This is a genomic window from Synechococcus sp. KORDI-49, from assembly GCF_000737575.1.
Taxonomy (GTDB): Bacteria; Cyanobacteriota; Cyanobacteriia; order PCC-6307; family Cyanobiaceae; genus Parasynechococcus.
In genome coordinates this window covers 1,465,611-1,481,307 of the sequence record NZ_CP006270.1, presented here as the reverse complement: position 1 = coordinate 1,481,307, position 15,697 = coordinate 1,465,611, and the positions used below count along the sequence as shown (strand labels likewise).

17 protein-coding genes are annotated in these 15,697 nt (G+C 60.8%); 11 read left to right on the top strand and 6 right to left on the bottom strand.

Features of this window, described 5'->3' with window-relative positions; genetic code table 11:
* Positions 1–6: 6 nt before the first annotated feature.
* On the bottom strand, positions 7–264 hold the full coding sequence (locus KR49_RS07585) for a hypothetical protein (protein ID WP_043693643.1): 258 nt from the start codon (positions 262–264) through the stop codon (positions 7–9).
* Positions 265–318: 54 nt separating this feature from the next.
* Between KR49_RS07585 and KR49_RS07580 the strand changes: the two genes are divergently transcribed.
* The gene (locus KR49_RS07580; protein WP_043693641.1) at positions 319–771 is read left to right on the top strand and encodes a hypothetical protein; all 453 of its coding nucleotides are present in this window, start codon (positions 319–321) and stop codon (positions 769–771) included.
* Positions 768–1,394, top strand: a complete 627-nt coding sequence (locus KR49_RS07575; RefSeq protein ID WP_043693638.1) for a 2OG-Fe(II) oxygenase — start codon at positions 768–770, stop codon at positions 1,392–1,394. Before KR49_RS07580 ends, KR49_RS07575 begins: the two co-directional genes overlap by 4 nt.
* Before the next feature lie 16 nt (positions 1,395–1,410).
* Here the strand turns inward: KR49_RS07575 and KR49_RS14420 are convergent, their stop codons facing one another.
* The gene (locus KR49_RS14420) at positions 1,411–1,980 is read right to left on the bottom strand and encodes a mechanosensitive ion channel family protein (RefSeq protein ID WP_371257668.1); all 570 of its coding nucleotides are present in this window, start codon (positions 1,978–1,980) and stop codon (positions 1,411–1,413) included.
* Between KR49_RS14420 and KR49_RS14565 the strand changes: the two genes are divergently transcribed.
* Positions 1,861–2,691 (top strand): hypothetical protein, encoded by an 831-nt coding sequence (locus KR49_RS14565; protein ID WP_371257672.1) that lies wholly within the window; start codon positions 1,861–1,863, stop codon positions 2,689–2,691. The genes KR49_RS14420 and KR49_RS14565 overlap by 120 nt on opposite strands.
* Before the next feature lie 41 nt (positions 2,692–2,732).
* Here KR49_RS14565 and KR49_RS07565 read toward each other — a convergent pair whose 3' ends face one another.
* On the bottom strand, positions 2,733–3,998 hold the full coding sequence (locus tag KR49_RS07565; RefSeq protein ID WP_156957156.1) for an ABC transporter substrate-binding protein: 1,266 nt from the start codon (positions 3,996–3,998) through the stop codon (positions 2,733–2,735).
* Positions 3,999–4,086: 88 nt separating this feature from the next.
* Here KR49_RS07565 and KR49_RS07560 point away from each other — a divergent pair, with 88 nt between their 5' ends.
* Genes KR49_RS07560 through KR49_RS07540 form a run of 5 tightly spaced genes read left to right on the top strand, consistent with a single transcriptional unit; the run spans position 4,087 to position 10,054 of the window.
* On the top strand, positions 4,087–6,831 hold the full coding sequence (locus KR49_RS07560) for a valine--tRNA ligase (RefSeq protein WP_043693629.1): 2,745 nt from the start codon (positions 4,087–4,089) through the stop codon (positions 6,829–6,831).
* Between the two features lie 4 nt (positions 6,832–6,835).
* Positions 6,836–7,810: an ATP-binding cassette domain-containing protein gene (locus KR49_RS07555; protein ID WP_043693626.1), complete on the top strand. Its 975-nt coding sequence runs from the start codon at positions 6,836–6,838 to the stop codon at positions 7,808–7,810.
* Positions 7,810–8,607: an ABC-2 family transporter protein gene (locus KR49_RS07550; protein ID WP_043693624.1), complete on the top strand. Its 798-nt coding sequence runs from the start codon at positions 7,810–7,812 to the stop codon at positions 8,605–8,607. Before KR49_RS07555 ends, KR49_RS07550 begins: the two co-directional genes overlap by 1 nt.
* A complete protein-coding gene (locus tag KR49_RS07545; RefSeq protein ID WP_043693621.1) occupies positions 8,607–9,395 on the top strand; it encodes an ABC transporter permease in 789 nt (262 codons plus the stop codon). The genes KR49_RS07550 and KR49_RS07545 overlap by 1 nt, the downstream gene beginning before the upstream one ends.
* A gap of 38 nt (positions 9,396–9,433) precedes the next feature.
* The gene (locus KR49_RS07540) at positions 9,434–10,054 is read left to right on the top strand and encodes a TVP38/TMEM64 family protein (protein WP_253912863.1); all 621 of its coding nucleotides are present in this window, start codon (positions 9,434–9,436) and stop codon (positions 10,052–10,054) included.
* On the opposite strand, the gene KR49_RS07535 is transcribed toward KR49_RS07540, so the two are convergent.
* Positions 10,030–10,221, bottom strand: coding sequence for a hypothetical protein (locus KR49_RS07535; RefSeq protein ID WP_043693619.1), 192 nt, complete (start codon positions 10,219–10,221; stop codon positions 10,030–10,032). The two genes, KR49_RS07540 and KR49_RS07535, sit on opposite strands and share 25 nt — an antisense overlap.
* Before the next feature lie 170 nt (positions 10,222–10,391).
* Here KR49_RS07535 and KR49_RS07530 point away from each other — a divergent pair, with 170 nt between their 5' ends.
* Complete coding sequence (locus KR49_RS07530) at positions 10,392–12,044, top strand: hypothetical protein (RefSeq protein ID WP_156957155.1); 1,653 nt, start codon at positions 10,392–10,394, stop codon at positions 12,042–12,044.
* Positions 12,045–12,064: 20 nt separating this feature from the next.
* Here KR49_RS07530 and ligA read toward each other — a convergent pair whose 3' ends face one another.
* Together ligA and KR49_RS07520 are read right to left on the bottom strand one after the other, a co-directional pair.
* On the bottom strand, positions 12,065–14,131 hold the full coding sequence (gene ligA / locus KR49_RS07525; RefSeq protein ID WP_043693612.1) for an NAD-dependent DNA ligase LigA: 2,067 nt from the start codon (positions 14,129–14,131) through the stop codon (positions 12,065–12,067).
* A complete protein-coding gene (locus KR49_RS07520) occupies positions 14,124–14,543 on the bottom strand; it encodes a hypothetical protein (RefSeq protein WP_043693608.1) in 420 nt (139 codons plus the stop codon). Before KR49_RS07520 ends, ligA begins: the two co-directional genes overlap by 8 nt.
* 72 nt (positions 14,544–14,615) lie before the next feature.
* Between KR49_RS07520 and KR49_RS07515 the strand changes: the two genes are divergently transcribed.
* Together KR49_RS07515 and KR49_RS07510 are read left to right on the top strand one after the other, a co-directional pair.
* Positions 14,616–15,161: a SprT family zinc-dependent metalloprotease gene (locus tag KR49_RS07515; RefSeq protein ID WP_043693605.1), complete on the top strand. Its 546-nt coding sequence runs from the start codon at positions 14,616–14,618 to the stop codon at positions 15,159–15,161.
* A gap of 106 nt (positions 15,162–15,267) precedes the next feature.
* Positions 15,268–15,687 carry a hypothetical protein gene (locus KR49_RS07510; protein ID WP_043693602.1) on the top strand — a complete coding sequence of 140 codons (420 nt, stop codon included), beginning with the start codon at positions 15,268–15,270 and terminating at the stop codon, positions 15,685–15,687.
* Positions 15,688–15,697: the final 10 nt, after the last annotated feature.

Below are 15,697 nucleotides of genomic sequence, written 5' to 3'. Positions count from 1 at the left end.
GGGAGATCAATCTTCCGGGAAGAGCAGTTCGGCCAGTTCGTCAGCATCCACGTCGTAGACACGGGCGAGACTGGTCTCGATGGCGCTGGTGACCTCGCCGGGCAGGAAACGCATCGAATTGAGTGCGTCCTCGGCGATGTCGTCCGTGAGGAGTTTCTCCTCACCATCGAGCTTCTCGTCGTTGATCACCGCCATCACCCAGCTCTGATAGGCGTAGACCAGGTCGGCGAACTCAAGTTCGGGATCGTTCAGGTCCAGGGCCATCGGGGGTCCAGCCGTTCCTTCCAGTCTGACCTTTCGCCGGAGAGGATGTAGCCCATGGATTCCGCTGATGTCACTGGCCTCCAGGCCACCCTCTTCGATTTCGCGATCACAGAGCTGGTGCGTCAGCACCGTCAGAGCTTCCAGCCGCTCTGGACCCGTGACAGCTGGGTCAAGCTGTTGATCTGGCTGTCTCTCAACTGCGGTTCCCCTGGAGATGAGGAAGGGATGAAACAGTTCGTCGAGGCCCTCGGACCTGTGGTCACATCAAGGATGCGTCGTGTGTTCTTTGAGCGGGAACTGGATGATCTCGATCTGCAGGTGATGGGTGATCCTGCGGAGCAGCATGTGCTGGTGATGCCGATGGCTCCAGGTGTGCCGCTCGATCTGGAACGGGCCACCGCTGCCGTTCAGCGGGTCGGTCTGCAGGAGCTCGTGGTGGCCGATCAAAACCGCTGGCAACAGCTGGATGCGGTGGTGGCGATTCCAAGGCTGGAGGTGGCGACATGACGTTGATCGGCCGTTACCGGAATGGTGGTTTCGAGGCCGTTGCCGATGCCGTGATCGAGTTTTTCGGCCGTCGGGAGGATCTGCAAAGACCGGGGGTGGCTTTCGGGCCTGCCGCAGACCGGGAGCCGGCCAAGCAGAGCACCGATATCAGCCTGGTGGCCATCGACCGCAGCGATGCAGAAGCCTTTGCCTTGTCCCAGTTGATCCTGCGGGGTGTGAATGCTGGCCTTGAGCGATATCTGCAGGAGCGGCCGCTGTTCCGCGAGTGCTGTCCGGATCAGGAGTTGTTCGTAGTACCGATCTTCAATCTTCAGCACTACGCACCCGGAGAAGGCTTCAAGCGTTGGCACTGCGACTGGACCATCGGCGAGGAGGCCACTGAGCCGGTCCATCGGGTGCTGGCCTGGATTCTTTACTGCAACTCGGTTGATGAGGCAGGAACGGAGTTTCACTGGCAGGACCATCACGAACCGGCGGAGCGGGGCAAGCTCGTGATTTTTCCAGCCGGCCCGTCTCACATTCACAGGGGTCGTGTCAACGATCAGAAGAACAAGCTGATTGCCACCGGTTGGATCAATGCAGGATCAAGGGATGCTTATCTCACGCGCTTGGCAGCGGAGTGACGTCCATTGTTCAACGTCATTCCTTCTGCTGATCGTTGATCGGTGGCTCTGCTTCCTGCTGCTCGGGAAGCAGGCTCCGGTCGTCTTGATGTCTGATCTCGAGTGTCTGCTGTTTGGAAGGTGGCCACTCCATTGGATAAACCTGCCGTTGCGGAAAGGGAATTCCGATTTCGTTTTCTTCGAAGCGGCTCCAGATCACCTGGCGAAGATCGCTTTCAACCTGAAATGCTTCCAGGGGATTCCTGACCCAGAAAAGAACTTTGTAATTGATGGAAGAATCCGCAAAACCGGTTGTGAAGGCTGCTGGAGCTGGGTACGGCAGAACCTTTTCATGTTCTTTGGCGAGTTCGACAAGAATGTCGATTACGCGGCCCGGTTCATGGTGATAGGCAGCTCCAACATCCACGGCACCGCGACGTGACGTCTCTTGAGCCGTGAACGATTCCGCTTCCTGGGTGAAGAACGTTTGGTTGGGGATCAGCAATTCTGCGCCATCCCGTCCGCGTTTGAGTTGTGTGGCTCTCAGCCCCAGCTTTCGAACGGTGCAGGGGTCACCATTGATCATCAGGATTTCACCAGGTCTCACGGTTCCTTCAAACAACATCCAGATGCTGCTGATGAAGTTGGAGATGATTTCCTTCAAGCCGAAGCCGATACCGACAGACAGTCCTCCAGCGATCGTCACCATGGCGGCTCCGTTGATGCCGAGATAATTGGCGACAACAACGATTCCCACCCCGATCAGGCTGTATTGGAGGATGACTTCCAAGGCGGTTCTGCTCTGCTTGCTGAGCCCGAAGAACTGGGTGAAGAAACCGGAGAGCAGTCCTGCCGGCTGTCTGGACAACGTGACAATGGCGTAACCCAACATCAAGGCTGTGAGCAATTTGCCGATGGTGAGCACAACGCCGAACACGGTTCCGATCGGGAGCATCGCCAAAGCTTCCCGGCTGCCCAGCATCTGAAAAAACGTCAGGATGATGACCACGAGAACGACGGGTCTCAGGATCGTCTGATCGATCTCGTCAACTGGCCATCTTGGATGTCTTTCCTTGACCAGGTTTTTGATCGGAACCAGCGCACGCCAGAGCAGCCAAAGACCTCCCAGAAAGCTAAGGAAATGTCCGGGCAGCCCCAGGGCTCCCAGGAGGAATCCGCTCAGGAAGGCAAGGCCTGGTGTGACGATTCGGCGCACACCAATCGTCTGAATTCTGTGCAGTTGTTTGACGATCTGGTTTTCCAGAACCAGAAGGCTGACGATCAGAATGATCTGCAGAATAACTTCGCCGCGTTGTAGATAACCCAGCCAGCCAATGGCTTCAACAAAAATACCTTGAATCATGATTTTTCCTCCATCATGGTTTCGATGATGAGATCTGTTGTTTCTTCCGGAGTTTTAATGTCGTAAATCGTTCGTTGCAGTGCTGTGGTGATCACCTTGTATCGAGCGGGATCTCTGAAAACCACCGAGTTGGTGAAGCTTCTCCGAAGTTCGTCGCTGCCGTTTCGAAGTTCAAATTGAGCTAAGGCTTGTTCTCCTCCCACGATTTTTGAAGCGACAATCTTGGCGGCATTCTTATTTACAGGAAAGCTATTTCGGTTTTCCATTACATAGGTTTTCTGGGCCCAGGGCTTCGTGATGAAATCCATCAGCCCGAGAGCTTTCTCTCGTTGAGCTTTGCTGGAATTAAGGCCCAGTGACCAGACTTGGAGCTTTGTGATGGATTGGAATTTGTCCTTGTTGATATTTTTTGGCAAAGGTGAAACGCCAAGCTTGTCTTTCAGCTTTCTGCGAAGTTCTGGAAGGCTTGAGCTCCAGCATGTGATCCAGTCGAGATTGCCTTCCAGAAAAGAGGAGCGCAGAGATTGTTGACTATTCATAAATCGTACATTCTGTTGATAGCTCATGTGTTCAAGCCAGTGAAGCCAATCAGTTATCTTCTTCTTGGACTTTGCGTCGGGTGCTGTTCCGCGCATCGCTGAAGCCATAGGTTGTTCGGCTCCGTACAATTCAGTCGTCCAGAAAATGTCTTTCAGGTTAAGTGACATCCCGAACGTTGTGTCTTTATGAATATCGTTGCCGAACTCCTGCTTGGTTTTTGGCGGGTTTTTTATTTTCTCCTTGTTGTAACAGGCGACTTGGATGTACTGGGCCACGGGCCTGCCTAACAGTTTTCCCTGGCGATTGGTGACCAGTTGGAAAAGGTGATCTGGAGTGCCCTCTCGCTGTGGTGTTGTGAGTTCAACGGTATCAATTAATCCTTTTTCGTGAAGAGCGTGAGTTGTGTTGCTGTCCGTAATGATGATGTCTGGTCCGAATCCGGCCCAGGTTTGGTTGCTGATCTGATGGACGAAATTTTCGTTGTCGTAGAGGGCTAGTTTGATTCTGATGCTTGAGTCGTAATCACGAAATTCCCGGATCACGCTTTGAATTTTTGATTGGAGCTCGTCGTAGTCCTCGGCGTTGACAATTTCTTCAATGCCGACTGTTTTTGCCACTCTCAGAACCACCGGAATGCCGGCGTTGCTGGTGCCGCATCCGTTCATGCTGAGACCGATGCCTGCAAAGGCGGCCAACATTGCCCAATGGCTGCGTCTGAGCACGGATCCACCAATCGTCCGACCCAATTTATGTGGATTTCCCGGTTGAGGCCCCCTTTTGCGACCATGACCCACGCACTGCTCCGCATCCGTGCCTGATCTGGCCAAGACCTACGACCCGGTTGGTACGGAAGCTCGTTGGCAACAGGCCTGGGAGGACCAGGGGGCGTTTCATCCCGATCCCAAAGCGCCTGGTGAACCGTTTTCGGTGGTGATCCCGCCGCCGAACGTGACCGGCAGCCTGCACATGGGCCATGCCTTCAACACAGCCCTGATCGACACGATCGTGCGCTACCAGCGCCTGGCCGGAAAGAACGTGCTCTGCCTGCCCGGCACCGATCACGCCTCGATCGCGGTGCAGACGATCCTCGAGAAGCAGCTCAAGGAGGAGGGCAAAACCCGCCACGATCTGGGCCGGGATGCCTTTCTGGAGCGGGCCTGGCAGTGGAAGGCCGAAAGCGGTGGCCGCATCGTGGGCCAGCTGCGGCGGTTGGGTTACTCGGTGGATTGGAAGCGCCAGCGCTTCACCCTTGATGAGGGCCTGAGTGAGGCGGTGAAGGAGGCCTTCGTGCGGCTGCACGAGCAGGGGCTGATCTACCGCGGTGAGTACCTCGTGAATTGGTGCCCCGCCTCGGGCTCGGCGGTGAGCGATCTGGAGGTTGAGATGAAGGAGGTGGACGGCCACCTCTGGCATTTCCGCTATCCGCTCAGCAGCGGCGATGGCCATCTGGAGGTGGCCACCACCCGGCCCGAAACGATGCTGGGCGACACAGCGGTGGCGGTGAATCCCACCGACGAGCGCTACGCCCACCTGGTGGGCCAGACCCTCACGCTGCCGTTTGTGGGTCGCGAGATCCCGATCGTGGCCGACGACCACGTGGAGAAGGACTTCGGCACCGGTTGCGTCAAGGTGACGCCGGCCCACGACCCCAACGATTTCGCCATCGGCCAGCGCCACGGTCTGCCCCAGATCACGGTGATGCGCAAGAACGGCACGATGAATAAAGAGGCGGGCCAGTTCGAGGGGCTGGATCGCTTCGAGGCCCGCAAGGCCGTGGTGGCCGGCCTCGACGACCTGGGGCTGCTGGTGAAGGTGGAGGACTACCGCCACAGCGTCCCCTATTCCGACCGCGGCAAGGTGCCGGTGGAGCCGCTGCTCTCCACCCAGTGGTTTGTCAAAACCGAGCCTCTGGCCGCTCGCTGCCGCGAAGCTCTTGAGAAGCAGGATCCCCGCTTCATCCCAGAGCGTTGGGAGAAGGTCTATCGCGATTGGCTCACCGACATCCGCGACTGGTGCATCAGCCGCCAGCTCTGGTGGGGCCATCGCATCCCCGCCTGGTTCGTGATCAGCGAAACCGGCGGCAAGTACACCGACACCACCCCTTATGTGGTGGCCCGCAACGAAGCCGAAGCCCTGGAGAAGGCCAAGGCGGAGTACGGCGCCGCGGCGGAGATCGAGCAGGACGAAGACGTGCTCGACACCTGGTTCTCCAGTGGTTTGTGGCCCTTCTCCACCCTGGGTTGGCCCGATGCCGATAGCGCTGATCTGCAGCGCTGGTACCCCACCAGCACCCTGGTGACGGGCTTCGACATCATCTTTTTCTGGGTGGCCCGGATGACGATGATGGCCGGCGCTTTCACCGGCGAGATGCCGTTCCAGGACGTGTACATCCACGGCCTGGTGCGGGATGAGCAGAACCGCAAGATGAGCAAGAGCGCCGGCAACGGCATCGATCCGCTGCTGCTGATCGAGCGTTACGGCACCGATGCCTTGCGCTTCGCCCTGGTGCGGGAGGTGGCCGGGGCGGGGCAGGACATCCGCCTGGACTACGACCGCAAGACAGACACTTCCGCCACGGTGGAGGCCTCGCGCAACTTCGCCAACAAGCTCTGGAACGCCACTCGCTTCGCCCTGATGAACCTGGGCGGCGAAACGCCGGCCCAACTCGGTGACCCGGACCCCGCGGCCCTGCAGCTGGCAGACCGTTGGATCCTCTCGCGCCTGGCCCGGGTGAACCGGGAAACGGCCGAGCGCTACAGCAGCTATGGCCTGGGTGAAGCGGCCAAGGGCCTCTACGAGTTCGCCTGGAACGACGTCTGCGACTGGTATCTGGAGCTGAGTAAGCGCCGGCTCAACCCCGGTGAGAACCCCTCAGCCGAGGCCCTGGCTGATCAGCGGGTGGCCAAGCAGGTGCTGGCCAAGGTGATCAGTCAGATGCACCTGATGCTGCACCCGCTGATGCCCCACCTCACCGAGGAGCTCTGGCACAGCGTCACCGGTGAGCTGGAGACCACCTTCCTGGCCCTGCAGCCCTGGCCAGCGCTGGATGCAAGCGCTCTGGATGATGGGTTGGAAGCGTCCTTCGCTGAGCTGATCGGCGCCATCCGTGTGGTGCGCAACCTGCGTGCTGTTGCTGGCCTGAAGCCCTCCCAGTCGGTGCCGGTGCGTTTCGTCACCGGCCGCGGCGAGCTGGCGGCTGTGCTGAGCAAGGGCACGGCCGACATCACGGCCCTAACCCGGGCGGAGTCGGTGGCGGTGATGGCGCCGGCGGAGGCTGATGCGGCTCCGGTAGCCAAGGCTCTGGCGGGGGTGAGCGGTGAGCTGCAGGTGCTGCTGCCGATCGAAGGCCTCGTCGATCTCGATGCGCTCAAGGGCCGCCTCGAAAAAGACATCGCCAAGGCCGAGAAGGAGATCAAAGGCCTGGCAGGGCGGCTCGGGAACCCGAACTTCGCCGACAAGGCACCGCCGGAGGTGGTGGCCGAATGCCAGGCCAACCTGGATGAGAAGCAGGCTCAGGCGGATCTGGCCCGCAAGCGGCTGGCGGATCTGAGCTGATTCGGTGATTCAGGTTGAGGGGCTGAGCAAGATCTACCGGGTTGCCGAGAAGCAGCCCGGGTTGGCCGGCACCCTGCGCCATTTCATCCGCCGCCGCACCCGGGACGTGTCGGCGGTGCAGGACGTGTCGTTCGCGATCGAGCCCGGCGAGATGGTGGGCTTTCTCGGTGCCAACGGCGCCGGCAAAACCACCACCTTGAAGATGCTCTGCGGCTTGATCCACCCCAGCGCCGGGGAGGTGCAGGTGGCGGGGTACCGGCCCCAGCGTCGCCAGGCGGAGTTCCTGCGCCGGATCACCCTGGTGATGGGGCAGAAGCAGCAGCTGCTCTGGGACCTGCCGCCGATGGATTCCCTGCGGGTGAATGCGGCGGTCTACGGCATCCCCGATGGGGTGGCCCGGCGGCGGATCAGCGAGCTGGCCGATCTGCTGGAGCTGGGGGAGGAGCTCACCCGGCCGGTGCGCAAGCTTTCTCTGGGCCAGCGAATGAAAGCTGAACTCTTGGCGGCGTTGCTGCACGAGCCGGAGGTGCTGTTCCTCGATGAACCGACTCTGGGGCTGGATGTGAATGCCCAGGCCCGGGTGCGGCAGTTTCTGGCGGACTACAACCGCCGCACGGGCGCGACGGTGCTGCTTACCAGCCACTACATGGCCGACATCACGGCGCTGTGTCCCCGGGTGCTGCTGATCCACCAGGGGCGGTTGTTCCACGATGGTCCCCTGGAGGCGTTGGCCGATCAATTGGCGCCGGAGCGGGAGGTGCGGCTGGAGCTGGAATCCCCCACGACCCCAGAGGCCCTGGCCGGTTTGGGGCGTCTCGAGCAGTTGGAGGGTTGTGATGTGCGGCTGCTGGTGCCCCGCGATCAGCTCACCGCCGTGGTGGCGCAGCTGCTGGACCGCTTTCCCGTGCGCGATCTGGATGTGACCGATCCACCGATCGAAGAACTGATCGGTGGGCTGTTCCGGCAGGGGCGCGTCTGATGCGGATCTTCGGGTTGAACCGACGGATCATCCGGGTGCTGCTGGGCTCCCAGTACGCCCACATGCTCGAGTACCGCGCTGAGATCGCCCTCTGGGCTCTCTCCGGGGTGCTTCCGTTCATCATGCTCAGCGTCTGGAGCGGCAGCGACGCGCGCTCGGGGCTGGGGCTGGATGGTGTGGCCCTGGATCGCTATTTCCTCAGCGCTTTTCTGGTGCGCCAGTTCTCGGTGGTGTGGGTGGTCTATGCCTTCGAGGAAGACGCCCTGCTGGGCCGCTTGTCGCCCTACCTGCTGCAGCCCCTGCATCCGCTCTGGCGTTATGTGGCGGCCCACCTCGGTGAGCAGCTCACGCGTCTGCCCTTCGCGGCCCTGATCGCAGCCGTGTTCTTCACGGTGCAGCCCCAGGCCTTCTGGTTGCCGTCGTTGGGGGGCTTTCTGCTGGCCTGGCTGGCCATCTGGATGGCCTTTGCCATCGCCTTCCTGTTCCAGAGCCTGATTGCGGCCCTGTGCTTCTGGAGTGAGAAGGCCAGTGCCCTGGAGCGGCTCCAATTCATTCCCTTCCTGTTCCTTTCCGGCCTGCTGGCGCCGCTCACGGCTTTTCCGCCGGCGGTGCGGGCCTTGGCCCAGTGGACGCCCTTCCCGTATCTGATCGACTTTCCCGCCCGGGTGCTGGCAGGCCAGCCGGTGGACCTGCTGGCGGGCTTCGGGGCGCAACTGGCCTGGATTGCCCTGCTGTTGCCGCTGGTGCTGCTGCTGTGGCGGGCCGGCGTGCGGCGCTACAGCGCCATGGGGGCCTGATGGGGCGGTACTGGCGAACCCTGCGTCGCTTCTGGGGCACGGCCGTGGCGGTGCAGCTGGAGTATCAGGCCAATGTGCTGATCGAGCTGCTGGCGGTGGCGATGAGCCTCAGCGGCAGCCTGTTTCTGCTCTCGCTGTTCTATGGCCCCGATCAGACGTTGGGGGGCTGGAGCTGGGCTCAGGCCCTGATGGTGCAGGGGCTCTACACGGTGTTCGACGGCATGGCCACCACCTGGCTGCGCCCCAACCTCGGGGCGATCGTCACCCATGTGCGCGAGGGCACCCTGGATTTCGTGCTGCTCAAACCGATCGACAGCCAGTTCTGGCTGTCGCTGCGCACGCTGTCGCCGGCGGGCCTGCCGGAAATTGGCCTGGGGCTGGGGCTCCTGGCCTGGGGCAGCCATCAGGCCGGTGTGGTGCTCACGCTGCCCTCCTTTTTCACCGTGGTGGTGATGCTGCTGGCCGGTGGCTTGATCCTTTATTCGCTCTGGTTTCTGATCGCCGCCACCAGCATCTGGTTCGTCAAAACCTGGAATGCCACCGAGGTGTTGCGAGCTCTGCTGGCTTCGGGGCGTTATCCACTCACTGCCTATCCACCGGCCTTGCGCCTGCTGTTCACCCTGGTGCTGCCGGTGGCCTTTCTCACCACAGTTCCCGCCCAAGTGCTGCTGGGTGAAGCCGCCGCTCCGATGTTGCTGGCGGGTCTTGCGCTGGCTGTCCTGTTTTTCGCTGCTGCCCGCGCGTTCTGGCTGTATGCCCTGCGGTTTTACACCTCGGCGTCCAGTTGAGTGCAATGCTCCGCACCGTCGGTGCGACGGTCTGTCTGATGTCAACGCTTCAGCAATGGCTCCCTGATCTGTTGGAGGTTCTGCGCTCACCGCTGGGGGCGGTGGCGTTCATTCCCCTCTATGCGCTCTGGGTCACGCTGCTGCTGCCTGGCGTGTGGGCATCGATGGTGGCGGGGGCGCTCTACGGCACCTGGATCGGCAGTGGACTCGTGTTCCTGGGAGCCTGCCTTGGAGCGGAAGTTGTGTTTCTGCTGGGTCGCAGCTGGCTGCGGGAGTGGGCGAGAAGGCGGTTGCAGCAGGTGCCGAAGCTGCAGGCGGTGGAACAGGCCGTGAGTCGGGAGGGCTTGAAACTGGTGCTGCTCACCCGGCTGTCGCCGGCGTTTCCGTTCTCCCTGCTCAACCTGGCCTACGGCCTCAGCGAGGTGTCACTCCGGGACTACAGCATTGGTTTGATCGGCATCATCCCCGGCACGGTGCTGTTCTGCGGCCTCGGAGCTCTGGCGGGCGATGTGGCTCGCTTCCGGGAGGTGCTGGCCGGGGAGGCAGATCCACTGACCTGGGCACTGCGGGTGGCCGGTGTGCTGGCGACGGTTGGGGTGGTGGTGCTTGTCAGCAGGACTGCGCGGCGCGCACTTCATGACGTGGAGTCGTCGCTCTGATCCGGGTCGGGCAGGGGCCAGTCGCGGATGGCGGCAAGGGCCACAAACCAGGTCAGACGCAACCGTGCCATTGGTCCTCGCCGTTGCTCCAACTCGGCCAGCTTGGCTCGGCCGCAGTCGGTCTTGATCCAGCGGTGAAGGGGAGGGTCTGCAGAGGCGGGCACCATCTGATCAAGCCATGGGATTTGATTGTCCACCTTTGATCTGAGCAGGTGCTCTGATCCGTCAGGAGTTGGCCGAAGTCCTCTTAACCACTTTTTAGTCAAGTCTTAAATCGTTGGCACCTTTTTCGCGTGAATTCGCGCCATAGGTTGAGATTTCAAAAGTTAAGTTCGAGATGGCTTCTTTTGCTGATCTGAGTCCGGTGATTTCCAGCACTCCCACAAGCAGCATTGCAATTGATGGTGCTGAAATTATCGATTGGTCGCGCCGTGGGCGCTTTGCGGCTGTGACAGGCGGTGATGAATTTCTGCGCATTCTGGGTTTTTCCTCCGATCTTGATTCTCCTGAAGTTCTGTTGAATCACGATCTTGGTGGTGATGCACAGTCTGTCGCCGTGAAAGGTCGTTGGATGGCTGTCGCTGTGTCCGACGACAAGACTGAGCGTGGAGAGGTGCAGTTGTATCGCTATAATAAAAAAGGAAGGCTCAAGCTTAAGGACACTCAGGAAGTCGGCTTCCTCCCTGACTCCATCGCCTGGAGTGGTAATTCCATCGTGATTGCCAATGAGGGTGAACCAAATGACTTTTATGGCACGGAGGATGGTGTTGACCCGATCGGTACTGTCTCAATACTTGGCTTTGAGGATGGCGAGGTCATCAGCAACGATGAGCTTAAATTCAATAAAAGTGGTTTTACGCGATCTGTACTTCTGGCTAACGACGTGCGGCTTCATGGTCTGAGTGGCTCTGCCAAGCGAGAACTTGAGCCTGAGTTTGTCGCCATCGATCCTGCGGGTGAGTTTGCTTATGTGACACTCCAGGAGAATAACGCGATCGCTCGTATTGATCTTGGTGCCAAGTCCATTGAATCTGTGACAGGCTTGGGTGAGAAATACTGGAACCAGTCCGGGTGGATTGTCGATACCTCTAATGAGGACGGCCCTGATGGGGATGAGCTCTACAACCCTGGTGTCAGAGATTTCTATGGGTTTTATATGCCTGATGGCATGGATGTTTTCACTGACGGCAATGGAGACACATATGTGGTGATGGCGAATGAAGGTGATGCCAGAATCAGGCCTGATGATGTTAATTTTGAGGCTGGTTCTGATGGAACATTCAGTTTTTCGAAGAACAACAAGGGCAACGCTATCGCTGAGGTAGAGGATGGCTTGACTGGCGCAATGCTCTATGTTTATGAGGGCAAGGCTGGTAAGAAGCGCACCATCTTCGAGGCAGAAGAGGGTGATGAGTTCTTCCTAACCATGAAATATGGCGCTGTCGCCGATGACGATTTCTACGCCGATGAGGATCGTGCGGATGATGCCGCTGATCACGGCTTTGCTGGGTCCAATGACATCGTCAGCGGTGCTGGTGAGGGTCGCCTCAAGCTTGTGGTTGATCAGATCACCAGCGATACCATCACTGGCTTCGGCGCACGTTCCTTCAGCATCCGCAACACTGCGGGTGATCTGGTCTGGGATTCAGGTGATCAACTGGATCGCATCGCAGCGATGGCAGGAACGTATGACGATGGACGCAGCGACGACAAAGGGATTGAGCCAGAGCATGTCGAGATTGCTGAACTGGCTGGTCGTCACTTCGCCTTCATCACCTTTGAACGATCCACAGGTGGTTCACTGATCCCTGTTTATGAGATCACGGATGTCACGAATCCGCAGCACGTTCACACCCTGTTGGCCCCTGATTCTGATGAGCCGGAGAGCAGTGTGTTTGTGAAGACCTCAGCGACCGGTGGGGTTCTGATGGTGGCGAGTGAGGACAGCGGAACGGTTGATACCTTTGCTTTCGGTCTGGACATGCTTTGAGTTCGAATGACTCTTCTGGATCATTTCAACCCCTCGGAATTTCCGGGGGTTTTTTGTTGGAAAAGAATGCGTTGCAGCTCGGCTTCATCAAGCACCTTCACGCCAAGGCTTTCGGCTTTGGCGAGTTTGCTGCCAGCTTCTTCACCTGCCACCAGATAGTCGGTCTTCTTGCTGACGCTGCCGGTCACCTTGCCGCCGGCGGCCTCGATCAAGGCTTTGGCGTCACTTCGGCTGAGGGTCGGCAGGGTTCCTGTGAGCACCAGGATCCTTCCGGCGAGGGCTTGATCAGCATCTGAGCCGGAGCTTGACCGGTCGTCCGGTTCCGCCTTCAGGTTCAGTCCCACACCCCTGAGCTCCTCCAGCAGCTGATGGTTGGCCGGGTTGGCAAACCACTGGCTGAGGCTGCGGCTGATCTCCGGTCCGATGCCATGCAGGGCCGCGATGCTGTCCGGCTGTTGACGGGCTGCTTCCGCCAGGTCATCCACGTTTGGGAAGGCGGCGGCCAGGGCCTTGGCATTCACCTCACCGATGTGGCGGATGCCAAGCCCATAGAGCTGTCGTGGCCAGGGTTTCCCGGTGGATGCCTCCAACGCACGCACCAGGTTGGCGGCGGACTTCTCCCCCATCCGCTCCAGACTTGCCAGCAGGGCGGCATCCAACCGGTAGAGATCGGCGATGGAACGCACCAGCCCGCGTTCCACCAGCTGCTCGATCAGCTTGCCCCCAAGACCATCCACATCCAGGGCACCCTTGCTGACCCAATGGCGCAGGGCCCCGCGCAGGATCGCCGGGCAGCTGCTGTTGATGCAGCGGGTGGCCGCCTCCTGCTCCTCCCTCACCAGGGTGGAACCACATTCCGGACAGACTGTGGGGAGGCTGACGGGTTTGGCATCAGCAGGCCGCAGCTCCGCCAGAACCCGCACCACCTCCGGGATGATCTCGCCGGCCTTGCGCACCACCACGGTGTCGCCTTCATGCAGGGCCAGTTCTGTGATGCGGTCGGCATTGTGCAGCGTCGCCCGGCTGACGCTGGTGCCGGCCAGAGCCACCGGTTCGAACTCGGCCACGGGGGTGACGGCTCCGGTCCGTCCCACCTGAACCACCACGCGAAGCAGCCGGCTGGGGGCTTCTTCAGCCGGGAACTTCAAGGCGATGGCCCAGCGGGGCGCCTTCTGCGTGAACCCGGCTTCATCCTGGAGACGCAGATCATTCAGCTTCACCACCACGCCATCGGTGGCGTATGGCAGTGCCTTCCGTTGCTGTTCCCAGCGATCGCAGAAGCCACGGATGGCCGCCAGATCCGGGCACAGCTCGCGGTTGGGATTGACGCGGAATCCGGCCTCGATCAGCCACTGCAGCGCTTCCCATTGGGACGTGCCCTCCGCTTCAGGTGGCCGATGCAGGGTGTAAGCGAAGAAATCGAGGCGGCGCGCCGCCACCACCTTGGGGTCCAGTTGCCGCAGGGTGCCCGCGCAGGCGTTGCGCGGATTGGCGAACAGGGTCTCCCCCCGCCCCTCTCGCTCGGTGTTGATCGCAGCGAAGGTGTCGTCGGGGATGAAGGCTTCACCACGCACTTCCACCCATTCGGGCGGGTCTTCGACCTGAAGCCGCAAGGGGATCGAACTGATCGTCCGCACATTGGCGGTGATCTCTTCACCGCTGGCACCGTCGCCTCGGGTGGCTGCCCGTTCCAGCACCCCATGGCGGTAGCTGAGGGCAAGGGCGTTGCCATCGATCTTCAGTTCACCCACCAGTGGCAGTTGCGTGTCAGCTGGACGATCCAGCACCTTCAGCAACCGTTCATGCCAGGCGGTCAGTTCGTCCTGATTGAAGGCATTGTCGAGGCTGAGCAGAGGGATGCGGTGGGCAACGCTGACGAAGCCCTCCGCCGGAGAACCGCCGACGCGTTGGCTGGGGCTGTCGGTGCTGACCAGGCGTGGGTCGGCCTGCTCGAGATCAACCAGTTCCCGGTAGAGGCGGTCATAGACCGCGTCCTCCAGCAGGGGGGCATCCAGCACGTAGTAGGCATGGGCTGCCCGGTTGAGCAGAGCCCGCAGTTCCGCTGCCCTGGCCTGCCCCTCAGGCATTGACCCGGTTGATGCGCGCGATGCGCCAGTTGTCCTCCACCTTGGTGAAGGTGAAGTCAAGAGGCAGCTCGTCGTCGTTGTCTGCCTTCAGTTTCACGGTGAGGATCACGTCGCTCTCCTGCATCCGGGGCCGCCCGGACTTGAGATTGCGATAGCGGTTGAGTTTGAGGCCGGCGAGGAAACGCATGAACTGCTGACGGTTCACATGCTGCCGGTAGCCCTTGGTGGTGAGCAGGTAGGCCGCATCGATACGACCGGCAGCCACCTGGGTGAAGAACTGCTTGATCAGTGGATTGATGCCGCGGGCGCTGAGCACCAGGCGAACCGCGGTGTATGTCCAGAACAGGAGCAGAGCCCCACCACCGGCCAGCAGGGCCTTGATCCCCACCTCGCGTACAAGACCCAGTTCCATCGCCTGCCTTCAAAGCAGCGACGAGTCTGACTGACCAAGGCAGGATGACGCTCAACCGCAGCCTGTTCTCCGTTGCCGTTGCTGCCGTTGTTGCCGCTGTTCCACCGGCTCAACCGTGAACATTTCGAAGGTTCCCTGGTGAGTAGGAGCGCCGATCTCCCTCTGGTGGCCCTGCGCTGGAGCGATGGCCGCATGAGCCGCACGGCTGGCTGCTACCGGCGTGGCCCAGGCGTCGCAGGGGATCGCGGCTGTGAAATCGTTCTGTCCCGACCGGTGCTGGAGCCACTGCCCCGGGCTGCCACGGAAAGCACGCTCTGTCACGAGATGATCCACGCCTGGGTGGATCTGGTGCAGAAGGTGCGTGAAAGCCATGGGCCGCGATTCCGGGAGCGGATGGCGGCCATCAATGCCTCTCAGGACAGCTTCCAGGTGCAGGTGCGTCATTGCTATCCCGTTCCGGCTCGTGCACCGCGTTGGTGGGCGGTCTGTCCGATCTGTGGGCAGCGCTCTCCCTACAGGCGGCGACTGCGCAATGCAGCCTGCCGCCGCTGTTGCGATCGGTTGCATGGGGGGCGATGGGATGCCAGTTGCCTGCTGCGGTTCGAGCCTGCCGACTGAGATGGAGACCTTTCTGATGACCCTGCAGCTCGGCGGGATGACGATCGCGTTGATCGGCCTGCGACGGGAACGCTGGCTTCGGCGCCGGCGTCGGTAACGTCGAAGCATGGAGCAACGCATGGAACGCCGGTTGGACACCTGGCTGGAAACCGGTCGCCAGCTGGTGGATGGGGTGTCAGGTCGGCGTCCCGGTCAGCGTCGGACGTCTCTGGATCTGGATTCGATGGGGCGCTGGGTCGGCGAGAAGGTCGATTGGCTGTTGGACGACGATGACGACTGGCGTGAGCCATGGCAGGAACAGACGTCACCGGAGGCATCCAGTCGAGGCGGCAAGCGGCCGCTCCAGGCGGTGTCCCGCCGCCGGCCACCGGCTGCCGACGACAGCTGGCCGGAGGATGACAGTTTCCGTGTGCAGCGCTGGCAGAGAACCGCCGGGCTTGATGGGCAGCTCGATGAGCAGCCTGTCCGGCAACCGATGCGTTCTCCACGTCGCGTGCTGCCACGCTCAAGTCGTCGCCGAGACTGACAGCAACGGG